The sequence below is a fragment of the Methylobacterium sp. R2-1 genome (assembly GCF_014191355.1).
Taxonomy (GTDB): Bacteria; Pseudomonadota; Alphaproteobacteria; order Rhizobiales; family Beijerinckiaceae; genus Methylobacterium.
Genome location: NZ_JACHWM010000019.1, coordinates 1 through 15669, shown reverse-complemented (window position 1 = coordinate 15669; position 15669 = coordinate 1). Strand labels below are relative to the sequence as shown.

Sequence of the window (15669 nt, the reverse complement as noted above, 5' to 3'; positions counted from 1 at the left end):
CGTTCCGAGGACCCGACCCCGATGGACCAGACCCAGCAACTCGCCGCGCTCGCCGCCGTCACTGCGCGGCACGATGCGGCGGTGACGAACCTCGCCGAGGGGCTCGCTGAGCTCGGTGCCAAGCAGGTGGCCCACCAGATGGCGGTGGGCTTCCTGGCCAGCGTGCTGCGCTCGATCGATTCCGATCATTACGACGAGCGCCTCGAAGGCTACCTCGCCATGCTGCGCGACGTGCTGTTCCGCGACGATCCGGACGCGGCGCTCGCCAAGACCGTTCTGGAGACGATCGAGCGTTCCCTGCGCCCCTCGCAGGATGAGGACGAGGCCTGAGGCCGCTCATCCGCCGCGAGGACACGCTGCAGGGACCGGCTGCAAGTAAATGTGAGCCTCGCACGGTGCCGCCGCGCCTTGGTCGAGGCCGACGGGCATGTCACGATGTCCGGATGGCTGACCGGAACAATCATCCCTACTCGATCGATGTGCGGCCCTGCTGGCGGCTTCCGGGCCGCTTCGTCTGCTCCATCCTCGAGAAGGGAGCGCCGCGACGCTACGGACCGCAGAGCTACGCGACCTTCGACGAGGCCCGCCGCGCTGCCCAGCTGCAGCTGCGCCAGCTCGTCTTCGAGTGGCAGCTCGTCGGCTCGTGATCTCTTCCCGGGAATGGGTCGGGCTGCTGCGCGCCGTCGGATCAGATCTGGTCGGCGTCGGCGGTCTGAGCGTACTGAACCAGGGCGGCCATCTGCGCCGGCGCCCGGAACACCCGTCCGTCGGCGGTCTCCACATAGACGTCCGCGGCGCCCATACTCGCAAAGGTCATGGCCCGCTCGGCCGCTCTCGCTCCGAGAGCGTGCGGCTCCGTCGAGGGACCTGACGGCGCAGTCCAATGAACGGTATAGCGCATGGTGTCCTCCTGTTCGGGATGTCCGAGCATTAGGCCGCCGGACGCTATAGATCGATGCGGCCGGAGCCGATGCTGGAAGGCCGCCCAGCGACCTCCCCTGCGCGTGACACCACATCCGTCGTCGAGGCGTGCGCCCTGCTCCGGACCGATCACATCTGCATCATAATGCCGAACATGCGGCTCCTTCAAGGTTCGCTACGCGTTCTACCAGCTTGAAGCGCTTTTGCTCGGCGAATGGGAGAACGACATGAGGAAGCCGGAGAAGCCGGGCGCTGAGGCCGGCAAGACACGCGAGGGCGGCGCGCTCGGAAACATCGACGAGCAGACCGGGCATCCCGGTAAGGGCACGCCCGGGGCGACGGTCAAGTCCGAAGACAACCCCGATCCCTCGCGGGATCCCAAGCCCGAGAGGCCAGAGGATAAGCGGCCGAAGCGCTGAGGGCCAGGCCCCTGCCTTCAGGACCCGCTTCGGTTCGGTGCCTCCCTCGGCACGACACCCGTCGTCCGAGGCCGGTTGCCGGCTTTGGCATAGGCCGGGCTCAACCGAGGTTTGGGATTGTCCGAGACGGCCATACTTTCGGGATCGCGCCGCCCGGCATCGGTCAGGCGATGGCCGATCGCCGCCGAGATGTCATCGAGACCGCGTTTGCTCCGCGCCGGCCGGTGCGCGGCGCGGAGGTAATCGGCGAGTGCTTGATGAGCGCCTGCAACGTCGCTTTCGCCGCATCCTGTCGTGCGCATTTTGGTGCCGTCTCGGATGACTCATTGAGCGGCAGCGACGATACGACCCTCGGCATTGCGGCGGGCAGCGACGAGATAGAGACGGGGGCCTTTGGCTGCGTGCGGCATAGCTTCCTCATGCGGTCGATCGCATCGAGCGTGGTGTATTCCTTTCCCGGGACGAACTCGGTGACAAGCCGCCCGCGGTCGCGCTCTCGGCGCAGGCCAGAGGCTGTCCTTCCGCCGTCCGGGAAAGCAAGTGCGGCGTCCGCGAGACGAAGCGGCGTCGTGCGTGTGATCTCGGGGGCTCCCGACGCGCGGACGCTACACATCTCGGCCTCTCGCGGTGGTGGATGGGGGCGGGGCGGCAGCCTCGCGGCCGGCCCTTGGAATCCGATGGTCGCGCGACTTCATCGAAGCCTGCCTCGCGCGGTAGGGTGCGCTCCGACGATTCGTCCGGAGCTCGTGCCATGGCCCACCCTGCGGTCGCCCTTTACCAAGCCGGCGTCTTCGTGCTCGGCTGCGTGGTGATCCACGGCCTGCGCGCTCACGCCAAGCGACTGACCCCGTTGCTGATCGGTGTGGCGATGGTTCTGGCCGGCATCCTGGCCGTCGACTGGCTCTCGACCGTCCCTAACACCTTCGATCCTGACGCCCCCGAGGCGCGAGCGATCACGGGGTTTGAATGACGAAGGTTCGCCTTGCTAGCCTGCGAGGCTGAAGAGACCCGCATGGTCAACACGTGGATGCCCGGCGCTCCGCACAGCCAGATGAACTGGCGCCCGACCTATTGATGGCAACCGATCAGGTTTGGCAGGGTAATCGCCCTGTAGGGCACCGTGCCGGGCAAAAGGATCGAGGCGCACTTGGCAAGCGTTCGTAGGGCTTGGCCGCCTCCCCGCTCTCGCTCCGCGTCTCGGCACCCTGGATGCGACGTATCTCCTGTTCACGCGTTCCTTCATGAGACAAAAAAGTCTCAGGAGGAACATGCATGAAGTCACATCATTTGTTGTCGGCTGCCTCGGCAGTACTGCTTGTGACCACGGCAGCACACGCCGAGCCGCCCAAAGCTGCCGTTTTCGATTTTCAGCTTGCAAACCTCGGCGCCCAGAGTCCAACCGACGCCGACCGAGCCCGCCTCGGCCCCCTCACCGATCTGCTGCGTCAGCAACTGCAGGAGAGCGGACGCTACCAGATCGTGTCAACGGATGCCGTGAGGGCTGAGGTCGAACGGGGATCCGACCTGCGCAAATGCGGCGGATGCGCCGAAGATTACGCCCGCAAACTCAAAGCGGACGTCGCAATCACTGGCGAAATCCAGAAGGTCTCGAACCTGATCCTCAACATCAATGTCTATGTGAAAGACCTTAAGGCCGATACACCCGAGCAGGCTTACAGCGTCGACATTCGCGGAGACAACGATACCTCGTTCGATCGCGGGGTGAAGTACCTCGTGAAAAACAAGATGCGGCCGCCAACAGCTGAGTCAGCAGAGCCGAAGAGGTGAGGCTGGTTGCGGGCTGGTGGTCTGTACCGCTTTAGAGCCCTCAGAAGCCTATCGGCTCCCGAAGCCGGTTTGCTCTCGCTCAATGGCCTTCAAGGCGCTCTCGAATGCCTTGGCTTCGCTAGGGAAGGAGCGGTCCGACCGCTCGGTCAGTTTGCCGTGCTTCTTCAGCGCCCACCCGAACTGTCCTTCGGGCTTCTTCAGCGGCTCGACCGTGATGGAATAGGGATGTGGCACTTCGTTCGTCATGAGCGCCATATCGCACGCCAGCCTCGCTGCTGCCAGGTCCATCCGAGACCGGCGGGAACCCTGGCGGCCCGAAGCTGTACGGGTGGTCGGGGCCCGAGCCCTCTTTAGCGATTTGATCCGAAACCCCGGCGACCGGATCGCGGCTCACCTTGGTGGGACTTGTAGGGCATGGCTCGTCTCGCCACCCTCTCGCCGCGTATCGGCTCTTTGGGCACGCGAACGGCCATGCCCTCGGCCCGCACTTGGGAGGACCGCAGAGTCAGTGAGCGGTCGCAGGCCTTCTATCAGACGCCCGAGAGGCGCGCGCTTCGGGATCGGTTGCTGAGGCAGCGCGGCCGCCGCTGCGAGGACTGTGGCCGCGCCGGCACCCGCATCTACTGCGACCACATCGTGGAACTTCAGGACGGTGGCGCCAGCCTGGACGAGGCGAACATCCGGTTGCGCTGCGGATCGTACCACACCCGGAGGACGGCGGATTCCAGGGCGCGCCGACTCTGCCTGCGGTGATGTCGATGCCGCAGCGGCTGAACGCCGGATGTCGCCTGTTCCGGATTGTCGCTATCGGGCCGGTATGGACACGATCGCCCTCACCGTCATGGCCTCTGCCATCGCCTTCTCCAGCTTCGTCGTGCTGATCGGATGGCGGTAAGGGTCCTCCACATCATGAGCGCTCCCAGCACAGGCGGAAGCGCGAAATCGGGAAACCGACTGATGGTGCGTCGGTTGACGGGAGGCACATAAAGCGGCTGCTTAGATGGAGAGGGACTTGCGCGAGGATCGCGGAGCGGCGCAGGTTGGGCTCAACCTGGAAGTGCTTATTGCTGCCGTCGAAGCAGCCGGTGAGGCTATCCTCATCACCTCGGCCGAACTTGATGAGCCCGGACCGCGCATTGAGTACGCCAACCCCGCCTTCACCCGTATGACCGGCTACGAAGCGCACGAGGTTCTCGGGCGCTCACCACGGTTGCTGCAGGGGCCGGAAACAGATGGCGAGGTCCTGCACCGGATGCGCGTTGCTCTTGCGGCGGGCGACCGCTTCCAGGGCGAGACCATCAACTATCGCAAGGACGGATCAACCTACGTCGTTGAGTGGCTCATCAGCCCGGTGCGTGAGAAGGACGGTCTGATCACGCACTGGGTCTCGGCACAGCGGGATGTGACGGAGCGTCATGCCTTTGAGGAACGGCAAACGCTTTTGGTGCGTGAGTTGCACCATCGTGTGAAGAACACACTTGCTACCGTGCAGGCGGTAATGAATGCAACGGCTCGATCCTCCCTCTCAATCTCAGAGTTTACCCGTGCACTGTCTGGCCGGATTACTTCGCTCGCACGAACGCACGCGCTGATCACAGAGGATCTGTCGCAAGCTGCTTCGTTTGAGGGGCTGCTGCGGGCTGAAGTCGATCCTTACGATGTCCGCGGGCGGCTCACCCTGCAAGGTCCCAAGGTCGAGCTACCATCCGAACTCGCCGTGCCCGTGGGTATGGCCCTGCACGAGTTAACCACCAACGCCCTGCGACACGGGGCTCTCGCTGATCCGAACGGCCAACTTGCGGTGACTTGGTGGGTCGAGAATGGCCCGATCGGGAGGTGCCTGCGGTGGAACTGGGATGAACATGACGGACCACCGGTCGGGCATCCGACACGGGAAGGGTTCGGGCACCGCCTCCTGAACAAGGTTCTGGCTGCGCAGACGAAGGCGGAGGTCGAAGTCGCCTTCGAATCTGACGGTATCCGCGTCCGCGTTCGGGTGCCCCTTCAGTGACGCGGTTTTCGTCTCCCTGAGCATGAGGCTGCCCGAGGGCAGTTCGACCGCATCCCTGCTATGTCCGGTGCCAGGGAGTGAAACCTTACGGGTATAGGGGCCGGCATCGCACAGGGTCCCATTCGCAGGTCTTCTCGCATCACCCTGATTGAAATCAAACGGCTATGACGAAACCAACCGGCGTCGGCCGCGGCGGCAAATGCCAGGGGGCTGGCAGGAAGCCGAAGCACGCGGGCAGCATGCAGGCGACCGAGCGACATCGGCGAAGCGGCGCAGGCCGACGTGCCGCTTTCGGCGCCGCACACACTTCCGACGACGATCGCGGGGGCGCGCTCGAGTTTGAGCGAGGCGTAAGTGCAGCGGGTCGGCGCCGGTATCAGGGGGTGCAACACCGACCCGCCGGCCGCCTGCGCAGAAGCTCGTCAAATCCGGCAGGACAGCATGAAATCGTGCCCCGCACCGCGACAGGGCTCAAGCCACGCCTGCGGCTTACCCCGAGCGCGACCCCAGCTCGGCCACACCTAATCCAAGTTCGCGAACAGCGGGCCAGTGCCCCCTGAACACCAGCCCGCCGTCTACGGCCTGCCGAGAGATGATGAGATCCTGCGGCAGCTCCCCTTCGTGCCCGTTGTTCCAGAGGCACTCAAGTAGGACCTCCGGTCTACCCCGCTCGCAGTACCCGAGCCGGCCGGACCCTCCGCGCATCCCCATCATCAGGATCATCCTCATGATCCGCATGCTTCTGGTCGCGGCGCTGGCGCTCGCCAGTGTCACATCTCCTGCCCTTGCAACCGAGGTCGCCACCGCCGGCGATAAGGCGGTAATCCTGCCATGGGGCGATTGGCTCGGCGCGCTCGCCGTGCAGCTCACGCAAGAAAAAGGCCCGCTGGATTATCAGCGAGCCTGCATCTGCGTGAAGGGGAGGCTAGGATTAGGCGGCTCGAACCGTGGCGAGGAACCGCGCAACCTCCGAACTGAGATGCTCGGACTGGCGAGACAGTTCGGAAGCAGAAGCGAGCACCTGAGAGGCCGCGGCACCGGTGTCCTCAGATGAGCGTGCGACGCCCACGATGTTGCTCGTCACATCGCTCGTTCCGCTCGACGCCTGCGCCACATTGCGCACGATCTCTTGCGTCGCCGCACCCTGCTCCTCGACTGCCGCCGCAATGGTGGCAGCCACAGCGTTGATCTCGCGGATCCGACCCGTGATCGAGCTGATGGCGGAGACTGCCTGACCCGTCGCACCCTGGATTCGGCTGATTTGACCGGAGATCTCATCCGTCGCCTTGGCCGTCTGACTGGCAAGCTCCTTCACCTCGGAGGCGACGACGGCGAAGCCGCGTCCCGCTTCTCCCGCACGAGCGGCTTCGATGGTGGCGTTCAACGCAAGCAGGTTGGTCTGTCCAGCTATACTTGAAATCAGGGCCACGACGTCGCCGATCTTCGAGACCGCGCCGTTCAGCTCCTGCACGAGCGTGGCAGTCTGGTCGGCTTCAGCAACCGCTCGTTGAGCAAGATCAGCTGAGCCGAACACTTGGCGCCCGATCTCCTGAACGGAGGTGCCGAGCTCCTCCGCGGCAGCCGCAACCGTGTTGACGTTGGCAGACGCTTCCTCGGCCGCAGCGGCCACCGCTGTCGACTGGCCGGCAGTCTCGCCGGCTGTGGTCGTCAGGGTCTGAGCGGTGGCCTGCAGCTCAGTTGCCGAGGAGGACACCATGCCGACGATGCCACCCACCGCCTGCTCGAAGCTATCCGCCATCTGGCGCATGCCCGCTCTGCGCTGTTCCTCGGCAGAGGCACGAGCGAGTGCCGTCTCATCCTCCAACTGACGGGTGCGGATCAGGTTGTCCTTGAACACCTGCACTGCCGCTGCCATGGCGCCGATCTCGTCGCGGCGCTCGGAGCCAGATATTGCGACGGTGGTGTCTCCAGCAGCAAGCGTTCCCATCGTCGCTGTCATCCGGGCGATCGGCCGAGAAACACGCATCAGGCTGAAGATCATAGCGCCAACGGCCAAGCCCAAAGCCGCGGCCATCGCGACGTATGTCACCTGCGTCGCGCTGTCCGCGCTCGCAACGGTCGTTTCCGCTTCATTCTGCGCGCCCTGCCGGTTCAGAGCGACCGCCTGAACAATGATTTCCGATATGTGCGAGTAACGCCTGATTACCTCAGGCTGCGTAATCTCAGCCAAGGCTTCGACTTGATGTCCAGCCTCCATCAGATCGACTGCGCGCTTGCCGACCGCTTCGAACTGTGTCCAATCCTGCGCCAAGCGTTCGAACAGCGCTCGCTCCTCCGGCGAAGAAATCAGGAGTTCGTATTGCTTGCGCTTTTGAGCAACAGTCTCGACCATTTCGAGATATTGCTTGCGATGCTCCGCAAGCTGTTGTGCATCACGCGTCGCGGCGACGAGCCGGTACTGACGTACGCGAGTCTTATCGATCGCCGAATTCAGCTCTCCTAACTTCTGAACGGACGGCAGCCAATTGCTTGCAACTTCCATTGCACTGTGGCGGATCGCGCTGAGTTTGAGGAGCGTAAGAGCACTCTCGCCGGCGATGATCACCGCGAGCAAGGCAAAGAGGCCGGTCAGCGCGGCCTTGATCGAGATACGCATAGACGGTCCGCCAAAAGGTGACGCTTCCTGGCGCCGACAGGCATACCACTCACCAACGGTTACCAGCGGACTAACTCTCGCTGATTGTTCGAGTATGAGTAACGGCTTCTCTGGGGCAATAACCCAAGGCTGGTAAAATCGACGCTCTGCTCATTGATGTATGTTGTTTATGGTCGTTGCTTTCGTCCTCGTTGCGGTATTGTGAGCTCCTGGCTCCCACGTCCTGCGCCACTGGCCTCGCAGATCGCAGCGATATTGTCTGCGATCCGGATGCCGCCTGAATTCGCTGTTCGTCAGAAATCACCCGCTTACGACCGAAAAGAAGCTCATTATGGTTGCGTTGAAGAAGGTCCGCTCTCCACCCCAAGGCAGACATCCGATGCTTTACAGAAGAAAATCCGATTGAGCTTCTCTTTGGAAGCTCTCGATCACACCTTGCTGCTTGAGATAATAACAGGCACGGCGCAATCAAATGCATAAAGTGCGCTAGGGAGTTATTATTTATAAGAGGTGTCCGTAGCAGTGGTCTGGTCGGGTTTTAGTCCTAGGTGCTAAATCCAGCGATCTTCCTGATGAGTTCGGCCTGGTTCTTAGTGGCGGATTTCCGATAGACGCGATTCAGGTGCGTCTTCACGGTCGAGCGCGCGATGCCAACCGCGTCGGCGATGGCGTCGAGACCGTTCAGGCGCAACATAGCCTCGACCACGCGGATCTCGCTGGCAGTGAGGTTGTGCCGTCTGGCGAGCGTCTCCAACGGGCTGACGACTGCCGGTAGCGGCGATCGCACGAAGATGGCCGCGACCGCGGTCCGCGGCTCGACCATAGAGCCAAGGCGGTCGTCAGAGAGTGGCAGGACTGTCGCCGTCCAGCAGCCGTCCATTGTGTCAGAGAGTGGGATCGCATGATCGTCGGCGGGCGCTGCAACACGTCCACTCATGGTGCGCAGATGGTCGAAGATGGCGCGGTCCGCCACGGTCGAGGTTGCTCGTAAGCGCCCGCCGACATCGCGGAGGAGGCGCCCATCTTCAATCATGCGCTGACCGCGCGCATTTGCGAGGACGAGGCGTCCGGATTCGGCGACGAGAAACACGCCAGCCTCAACTTGGTCTAGCGTCTTGGTCAGGGCAGCCTCGCGCCGACGGCTGCTCACGAACAGTCGCCCAATCGCGACTGACCGCAGGAGGTGGGGGGCGAGCAGGGCCATCCTCCGCCGCGCCGCCTGATCAATCGGCCTCCCCTGCCACTGAACCGTCAAGAATGCGGCGCGGGTCGCTTCCTTCTCAAGGACCACCCCGAGGGAATCGGTCATCTCCTGTGGCACCAGCCATTCCCGATGGAAGCGTGTCTGTTCCATCTCCGCATCAGGCACCACATCACTGGCGGACATGACGGATCCAACAGGCTGGAAGGCAAATGCAGGGAAGAGCGGGTTCAGAGCCGCATATTGTTCTTGGTAGATCTTGCTATAGTATGGGTCGTCGTTGAACCGGAATAGTGTGTCGACTTCGGGCTTAAGCGCGTCGTGCCAATACATCAGGGCTTGATTGCCTCCAACGAATAGACAGATGCTTTCGACGGCGTTGGGCCAAAGCTTGGGATCGACAGATGCATCGTATATCCGTGCGATCACGGCAGATACGTCCGCGGGATCCGGTTCACTCAAGATCACCTCCGACAAGCACGGACAGCGATACGCGCCGGCTGTGGCGGAACTACAACTCCAAAGCCGTACCGCCCCGCCTCCACCCTAGGGTGGACGCTCAACCCTAAGATATTCAGCAGGATACCGGTATCGTGATCGGTTCGTGCACGAAAGGTGCCAGTGGCCGATCCCGCCGATCGGGGGCAGCGCGTGGTCGATCAAGTCTTCGGGTCTGCGACAGATTTCGCTCGGCCTGCCACCAGGCCGTTCAGCCCCGGTCCGTCGCAGGCGTCCGCGTACGCCGGAGGACCGGCACCGGCAGGCCACCGCCCCGGCGCCGTCCTCCTGGGAACGATCGCTCGCAGCTTCGCAGGCGGGGCAGATTAGATGGCCGCCACGCGTGCTTCCTCTAAGGCAATCATGATTATGTGAGGTTTTGAGATGCTTCCAGCAAGACCACCTCGCTTCACCGTCTCGGCGAATTATCAAGGGCATCATATGGAGGCGAGGCGTAGCCTCGCAGCAAGCGCGATGTGCCTTGCAGACGATTGGGCTAATCGAGGCTACGCTGACATTCAGATCACGGATGGCGCAGGCGTTATCATGAGCAGAGAGCGGTTCCGCTCTACGATGCTCGTCGTGCGGCGGCTCAGTGCTCGCTGCCAGCTGTGCTAGCGCCTTTTTACCTTCCATTTTTCAAACGCCACGTCGAAGTTATTTTCGTCTTCGTTCACGCCAGCCTCGAGCGCTGCGATAAGCTTCCGTGCCTCCGCTGCTTCAACCTCGACGGCTCGGCGTCGGCGCTGGCGTCGATCACGGCTGCCTTTGCCCGTGCGTCAGCACTCATTCCTCCCGCGGCCGGGAACGGATCAACGGAGGTTGAGTGCCCTGGCTTGGATGGCGTCAGACGCCGCATCTCTTGCAGGCCGATTCTCGAGAGCGCCAGCGTTCTGGCCGAATTCGTCAGCCACGCACCGGAGCTTCGACACGACCGGGTCGCTAGGATCGGCGATCGGCCAAGGTATCCGCAAGCTCTCGGCAGAGCGTAGATTTCGCTCGGAAGTATGCTGCGAGGAGCTTCATGCTGCTTAGATGCCGAAACTGGTGTCGAATGCGAGTCACATGACTGTGTGGCCTCGCTTTGGTCGAGCCGTTGGACGAAGGAGCAAGCTGCGCGGTTCGGCGGACAGGCTGGGATGATCGCGCGTCACCGTTCCGGCGCAACATCGAGCTTAGCCCACATCCCCGTCAGCCTGCGTGCCTCGTGCCAGAGCGGGTTCTCACCGAGCAGCCCCAGCACCTTGTCTGCTGTCGTCTGCCCCTCGATTGGCGCGGAGATAAGCGTCCTGAATCCTCAGAAATCGAGCGCGAGACGATGCCGACAACGATCTGGTCTTCACCATGACGGTAGCGAACCAGCAGGTGGGAGTAATCAAAGGCTGAGGCGCCGATCCGTACTTCTCGCGTCGTGGCCCTTCAGCGATTGCGTACGACGCCCAAGCCGTTCGTTGTATCGGCACGCGCGGTAGCGCTTCTATCAGTCGACTCAGAACTCTGGGTCGTAGTCGTCCGCGATTGGGGGCTGATCCTTTTTCACGACCCATGTGTCGGCGATGGCGGTAGGGGCCGCTCTCGTCTTCGGCGGATTGGTGAGCATCGTTGCCCAAAACGCTCCAGTCGCAAGGGCAAAGGCAAGCAGGAACACGTAGATGGCACGCATGATCATCACTCCCTGATCAGGCAGCTCTATGGTGTCGCAGATTGCATCATACGCTCGTGCTGCGGCACACGCGACGCACAGGTCCGTGAGCTTCTTGCAGGCAGCCTCACCCAATAGCAGGCGGCCAAACTACTCTCTTCGTGGAGGGAGATGGCTGGCGTCAATCGGGATGGCTCGACCGCGAGCGCTCGACACCGCTCATGGGCGCGATGGACGCCTACAACGCCCAATTCGGCCGTGGTAGCGTCGTGCCCGCTCGCGCCGGCCTGGGGCGGCAGCGGTGGACCTGGGCCACGAAGTTCGAGATGCTGACGCTGCTCTACACGACGCCGGTGGACGAACTGCCTATCGCGTATTCCGAATGGCTCGGTTTTCGACCCCCAGCAGACCTGCAGCCGCTCGGCTCTGTATGTCCGGAAAACGACCGTTTAGGTGACCTCTGCGGGCAGCCGCTTTAGACCCCGAGCAGCCCTACGCTCTCAACGCAGCGGCAGCCAAGGAGTTGGATGGCGTAGCGGACGCTTGTGTCGACCTGCGAAACCGCCCGTTGACGGCAAATCAGAGGGCGTCGAGGAGCGGCGGCCATGTCCGCCCATTACATCCGGCGCCGCAAGCAAATCGTGCGTCAAACAGCGCTAGCTGTGGAAATGCCCAACTTAGGTTGGTTGCCAACGCTTAAATCGTGGGAGCCCGGGCAACAGAGAACTGTGGGTATTCTGTTAATTTGCTGATGCTAGAACGAAGCTGAAGAGAAGGCACTTGGCAGGTCATCTTGGTTTACGGCTTCGGACGTCTGTGGAGCGGACTGGCGCGATCGAACCGCATGGCCAGCGCCTTTCATCGGGATAGCGGTGGCACCGTCACCGTCATCGTCGCGCTCGCCACAACGACCCTGATCGGACTTGTGGGTGGGGCGATGGACTATGCCCGGCTGGTCTCGGCCCAGGGTCACATCCAGCAGGCGGCCGATACCGGTGTGATGGCAGGTGGCAATGCCCTCAAACTCGTCGTGTCCAACACGGCCTCGATCGTCGGCCTGACCACTCAAACCATACAGGCCGAGATCAAGGACGCCGCCAAAAATCCTGTCACAATCCAGGTTGACGTTGCGAGCGACAAAACCAGCGTGACAGCGATGGTCGAGCAGACCATCCAGCTTACGTTCGGGCCATTCGTCGGCATGTCGTCACAGAAAGTTTCGGCCAAGGCCAAGGCCAGCGTTGTCGGCAAGATGCGCCTGTGCATGCTCGCGCTCGATCCTGCCGCCAAAGGAGCGTTCAACCTGGAGAAGAGTGCCCAGGTCACGGCCTACGACTGTGCGCTGTACTCTAACTCCAGCAGCCCCAACGGCATGACTGGCAAGGACAGCTCCAAAGCCATAGCACAGACCATCTGCTCGGCCGGCGGCTTCAGGAACGATCGCGCCAACTTCACACCTAATCCCCAGACCGGGTGCCCAGCCATTAAGGATCCTCTTGCAGACCGCTCCGCGCCGTCCGTGGGGGACTGCATGACGCTTCCTACTTCGCCCGGCCCGCAGGGTCCACTCGGCGGGCCCGCTCTGAAAGAAAACCGGATCGATTTCACGACCCCGCTCAATCCTGGCACCTACTGCGGCGGCTTGCACATCACCAAGGATGCGGTCGTGACCCTACGGCCGGGTGTCTACGTGATGAAGGATGGGCCCCTCGTCGTGGACGGGAAGGCGACCCTGACGGGCACTGATGTGGGATTCTACTTCACCGGCGATAAGGGCGGCCTCGTCTTCGACAAGCTTACGACCGTCAGCCTGACGGCCCCAGTCTCGGGGGTGATGGCTGGGCTGCTGCTGATGGAGGATCGCTCGGTCAGTGATCCCGTTGATCCGAGTGATCTCGTCACCACGCCCGATGGCGGAAAGCTGCCTCCACCGCCGCCACCGCTGGCGGCCACAAAGCCGATGCGTACCTATCGCATCATCAGCGACAACGCGCGGACCATGCTTGGCACGATCTACCTGCCGAGTGGGCGGCTCGTTATCGACTCCTCTCGACCGGTGGCTGACCAATCCGCCTACACTGTCGTCGTGGCGCAGCAGATCAGCTTGTTTGAGGGGCCAAATCTTTATCTCAATGCCAACTACAACAACACGAGTGTGCCGGTGCCGAAGGGCCTTGGCCCGATCTCAGGACGGCTGTTGCTCAGCCAATGACATGGCCCGTACGGGGCCAACCATCCTGGCTGTCCTATCTCGCGGTTTTCGGATTGTTAGGGGCGGGTTGAACTGCCGTATCGTCTGCTTCAACCTGCAATCCAGACGTTGAACTCGCAATCAACGTGCGACCGCTATCCACGCTAAGCGGTCCTTGAGCGACGGCGGCTCAAATGTCTGCTCGGAATCACGAGTTCGCATGCGATGTGTTCTGCGGTACGCCGCTTCCAGACCTTCAGCTGGTACTATCGGAAGCACCATTCGTATCTGCACGCAGAACAACAATTCAGAATGTTTTCTGATCCTTGGGAAGAAAATCTGATAGATCTTTTGATGCTGATTGCATGGATGTGCCGTGTCTCTATACTCAAGATTTGATTTGTGCTAACCGATCCATGATGCCGATTCAATTCTAGGCAGATAAGAACACGCACTCTGTCGCCTGGGGGCTAAACCTCACAGAGGAGCGGACGCAATGCGCACACATACAAGATCTTGCGCGGGCGCCTTACTGTTCGGCGCAGCGATGTTCGGACTTGCTGTCTCAGCGCATGCTGAATGGGGCGGCGGCTATGGCGGAACGCCAAGCGTCGGCAGCAAGCCTGGCAGCCAAGGACGTCCTGGCGGCGGAGGCCGGCCCGGCAGCTGGAATGAGGGCGGCGGCTACGGCGGCGGAGGCGGAGGTCGTCCAGGCGGCTGGAATGAGAGCGGTGGAGGTCGTCCCGGAGGCTGGAGTGAGAGTGGCGGCTACGGCGGCGGAGGTCGTCCCGGTGGTGGAGGTCGCCCGGGTGGCTGGAATGAGGGCGGCGGTTACGGCGGTGGAGGTCGTCCCGGGAATTGGAATGAGGGTGGAGGCTACGGTGGCGGAGGTCGTCCTGGTGGGGGAGGTCGGCCGGGCGGCTGGAATGAGGGTGGAGGCTACGGCGGTAGCCAAGGTCGCCCTGGCGGTGGAGTGTATCGGCCTGCTGATTACGGCGGAGGCGGCTACGGACCAGGCGGGTACGGTGGCGGGCTTGGGACGGGAAAGGTATGTTATAATTTCGCCGGCAGGCCATACGTTTACACAGGCCGAGGCCGCTGTCCGATCAGCTAGCAGCCCGCAGGTAAGACGGGTCTGAAGACCAAGATGGACCAGCTAGACATGATCAGTCGATGCGGATCAAAGGGCTCAACTGCCAGGCTGTGCTAGCTTCGGAAGGCTGTGGGCGGTGCAGATCATCGCCCACGGGCTGCACGGTTGCGCGCAAGTGTCGAGCGCATATGCTCGGGCTATTGCTGGCAACGAATCGCGGGCGCCAGCGGCTGAGAGAGATGAGTGCTCCCGCCTGTGCGGAGTAGGAGCACAGCGATAACGATTGTTTATCGAATCCTCGATCCTGACGCGCCGACCGCCTATCGCACGCTTACGCTGACCGAGGGCGGGCGTGTCTTGGTGAGTGCACCTCTGAGCGCCCGCAGTGACGATGAAGCGTTGTCACTTGCTGCAGCGATGGTACGAGACGCCGGCATCGACCTATGGGACGGCCTCCGGTTTATTGCGCATTTCGGCCCTGAGCCATCTCAGGCAACGGCCGGTTGAAATCGCAACGCGGCAACCGCTCGTCCCAGTTCGCCTCGCTCGGCTCCATCTCCTGCGGGACCGTCGGATAGATCTCCGACGCCTTTTGGCTTCCAACATGCTCTGCCCCTGACACGCCCGAGGAGCATGCCGCGACTTGCTACGCTGCGGATCGGACAGCGCTCAAAAGGTAATCACGAAGCATCAGCCTGAAGCCACTTGCAAGTGCTCACACCTTCTAGACCCATGGCAGCAGGATCACGGTGCTCGTGCGCAAAGCAACTCGACGCGTCATACTCTGGGAGCCACGTCTTCATCGCCCAGCCTCAAGGACCAGACCATAGTGCCCTGCTCGTCTGTAAGCCACGCCAGATTGGTGTCCTCGGTGACCATGAAGTCGCCATCGGCAAGGGCGACAGCCATAGCTTCGTAGGCAGTCGGTGCCGTGATCGTCTGATCGGACGTGGCGTGATCCGTTACAAGCCCATTGGGCTCACGCCACCCACGATGCAGCCGGTACGTTCCCATCTCGTGTTGTCTCGTGTCTCTCAGCTCACCCTCTCAGGCACTTCTTAGCTGACGCTCGAAGGCTGCCAAAGGGCTCGGCACCCTGGCCGCTCAAGCCTTCTATACCCGCGCCAGTAGGATCGCGGTGCGCAGCAAGTCGCTTCGCACCGGCCTTGCTCGTCTTATCGTAGAGACCCGAGTGTTCGTGCAGATCATCGGGCGGGGCCTACGGATGCCGGAGCCGCACCCGATCTTCGGTCCGAAATCCGATTGCAAGATTCTCGATCACAGCGAC

The 15669-nt window shown here is 62.4% G+C and carries 15 protein-coding genes; 10 read left to right on the top strand and 5 right to left on the bottom strand.

Features of this window, described 5'->3' with window-relative positions; genetic code table 11:
* Positions 1-21: 21 nt before the first annotated feature.
* Positions 22-330 carry a hypothetical protein gene (locus tag FHU13_RS23195; protein ID WP_183438213.1) on the top strand — a complete coding sequence of 103 codons (309 nt, stop codon included), beginning with the start codon at positions 22-24 and terminating at the stop codon, positions 328-330.
* A 113-nt stretch (positions 331-443) separates the two neighbouring features.
* Positions 444-647 (top strand): hypothetical protein, encoded by a 204-nt coding sequence (locus FHU13_RS23190; RefSeq protein WP_183438212.1) that lies wholly within the window; start codon positions 444-446, stop codon positions 645-647.
* Positions 648-688: 41 nt separating this feature from the next.
* Here FHU13_RS23190 and FHU13_RS28440 read toward each other — a convergent pair whose 3' ends face one another.
* Positions 689-901: a hypothetical protein gene (locus tag FHU13_RS28440; RefSeq protein ID WP_183438211.1), complete on the bottom strand. Its 213-nt coding sequence runs from the start codon at positions 899-901 to the stop codon at positions 689-691.
* A 247-nt stretch (positions 902-1148) separates the two neighbouring features.
* On the opposite strand from FHU13_RS28440, the gene FHU13_RS23180 reads away from it, so the two are divergent.
* From FHU13_RS23180 to FHU13_RS23165, 3 genes are all read left to right on the top strand, one after another.
* Entirely contained in the window at positions 1149-1340 is a 192-nt protein-coding gene (locus FHU13_RS23180) for a hypothetical protein (RefSeq protein WP_183438210.1), read from the top strand.
* A 751-nt stretch (positions 1341-2091) separates the two neighbouring features.
* A complete protein-coding gene (locus FHU13_RS23170; protein WP_183438208.1) occupies positions 2092-2310 on the top strand; it encodes a hypothetical protein in 219 nt (72 codons plus the stop codon).
* 302 nt (positions 2311-2612) lie between these two features.
* Positions 2613-3128 carry a DUF3280 domain-containing protein gene (locus tag FHU13_RS23165; RefSeq protein WP_183438207.1) on the top strand — a complete coding sequence of 172 codons (516 nt, stop codon included), beginning with the start codon at positions 2613-2615 and terminating at the stop codon, positions 3126-3128.
* Between the two features lie 48 nt (positions 3129-3176).
* On the opposite strand, the gene FHU13_RS23160 is transcribed toward FHU13_RS23165, so the two are convergent.
* A complete protein-coding gene (locus FHU13_RS23160) occupies positions 3177-3374 on the bottom strand; it encodes a hypothetical protein (RefSeq protein WP_183438206.1) in 198 nt (65 codons plus the stop codon).
* A gap of 168 nt (positions 3375-3542) precedes the next feature.
* Between FHU13_RS23160 and FHU13_RS23155 the strand changes: the two genes are divergently transcribed.
* Positions 3543-3881: an HNH endonuclease gene (locus tag FHU13_RS23155; protein ID WP_183438205.1), complete on the top strand. Its 339-nt coding sequence runs from the start codon at positions 3543-3545 to the stop codon at positions 3879-3881.
* A 259-nt stretch (positions 3882-4140) separates the two neighbouring features.
* Positions 4141-5139: an HWE histidine kinase domain-containing protein gene (locus tag FHU13_RS23150; protein ID WP_246714818.1), complete on the top strand. Its 999-nt coding sequence runs from the start codon at positions 4141-4143 to the stop codon at positions 5137-5139.
* A gap of 931 nt (positions 5140-6070) precedes the next feature.
* Here FHU13_RS23150 and FHU13_RS23145 read toward each other — a convergent pair.
* The 3 genes from FHU13_RS23145 to FHU13_RS23135 all read right to left on the bottom strand — a co-directional run bounded on the left by FHU13_RS23145 (position 6071) and on the right by FHU13_RS23135 (position 11118).
* The gene (locus FHU13_RS23145; RefSeq protein WP_183438203.1) at positions 6071-7756 is read right to left on the bottom strand and encodes a methyl-accepting chemotaxis protein; all 1686 of its coding nucleotides are present in this window, start codon (positions 7754-7756) and stop codon (positions 6071-6073) included.
* A gap of 544 nt (positions 7757-8300) precedes the next feature.
* Complete coding sequence (locus tag FHU13_RS23140; protein WP_183438202.1) at positions 8301-9419, bottom strand: helix-turn-helix transcriptional regulator; 1119 nt, start codon at positions 9417-9419, stop codon at positions 8301-8303.
* Between the two features lie 1525 nt (positions 9420-10944).
* A complete protein-coding gene (locus tag FHU13_RS23135; RefSeq protein WP_183438201.1) occupies positions 10945-11118 on the bottom strand; it encodes a hypothetical protein in 174 nt (57 codons plus the stop codon).
* A gap of 200 nt (positions 11119-11318) precedes the next feature.
* Here FHU13_RS23135 and FHU13_RS28435 point away from each other — a divergent pair, with 200 nt between their 5' ends.
* From FHU13_RS28435 to FHU13_RS23120, 3 genes are all read left to right on the top strand, one after another.
* Positions 11319-11576 carry a DUF4113 domain-containing protein gene (locus FHU13_RS28435; protein ID WP_183438200.1) on the top strand — a complete coding sequence of 86 codons (258 nt, stop codon included), beginning with the start codon at positions 11319-11321 and terminating at the stop codon, positions 11574-11576.
* Between the two features lie 365 nt (positions 11577-11941).
* Entirely contained in the window at positions 11942-13309 is a 1368-nt protein-coding gene (locus tag FHU13_RS23125) for a TadE/TadG family type IV pilus assembly protein (RefSeq protein WP_183438199.1), read from the top strand.
* A gap of 536 nt (positions 13310-13845) precedes the next feature.
* Complete coding sequence (locus FHU13_RS23120) at positions 13846-14427, top strand: hypothetical protein (protein WP_183438198.1); 582 nt, start codon at positions 13846-13848, stop codon at positions 14425-14427.
* The last annotated feature ends 1242 nt before the right edge of the window (positions 14428-15669 follow it).

What these genes read in the sequence shown, in the direction of transcription:
- FHU13_RS23195 (WP_183438213.1), top strand. Translation starts at nt 22, where the DNA reads ATGGACCAGACCCAGCAACTCGCCGCGCTCGCCGCCGTCACTGCGCGG.
- FHU13_RS23190 (WP_183438212.1), top strand. Translation starts at nt 444, where the DNA reads ATGGCTGACCGGAACAATCATCCCTACTCGATCGATGTGCGGCCCTGC.
- FHU13_RS28440 (WP_183438211.1), bottom strand. Translation starts at nt 901, where the DNA reads ATGCGCTATACCGTTCATTGGACTGCGCCGTCAGGTCCCTCGACGGAG.
- FHU13_RS23180 (WP_183438210.1), top strand. Translation starts at nt 1,149, where the DNA reads ATGAGGAAGCCGGAGAAGCCGGGCGCTGAGGCCGGCAAGACACGCGAG.
- FHU13_RS23170 (WP_183438208.1), top strand. Translation starts at nt 2,092, where the DNA reads ATGGCCCACCCTGCGGTCGCCCTTTACCAAGCCGGCGTCTTCGTGCTC.
- FHU13_RS23165 (WP_183438207.1), top strand. Translation starts at nt 2,613, where the DNA reads ATGAAGTCACATCATTTGTTGTCGGCTGCCTCGGCAGTACTGCTTGTG.
- FHU13_RS23160 (WP_183438206.1), bottom strand. Translation starts at nt 3,374, where the DNA reads ATGACGAACGAAGTGCCACATCCCTATTCCATCACGGTCGAGCCGCTG.
- FHU13_RS23155 (WP_183438205.1), top strand. Translation starts at nt 3,543, where the DNA reads ATGGCTCGTCTCGCCACCCTCTCGCCGCGTATCGGCTCTTTGGGCACG.
- FHU13_RS23145 (WP_183438203.1), bottom strand. Translation starts at nt 7,756, where the DNA reads ATGCGTATCTCGATCAAGGCCGCGCTGACCGGCCTCTTTGCCTTGCTC.
- FHU13_RS23135 (WP_183438201.1), bottom strand. Translation starts at nt 11,118, where the DNA reads ATGCGTGCCATCTACGTGTTCCTGCTTGCCTTTGCCCTTGCGACTGGA.
- FHU13_RS28435 (WP_183438200.1), top strand. Translation starts at nt 11,319, where the DNA reads ATGGGCGCGATGGACGCCTACAACGCCCAATTCGGCCGTGGTAGCGTC.
- FHU13_RS23125 (WP_183438199.1), top strand. Translation starts at nt 11,942, where the DNA reads ATGGCCAGCGCCTTTCATCGGGATAGCGGTGGCACCGTCACCGTCATC.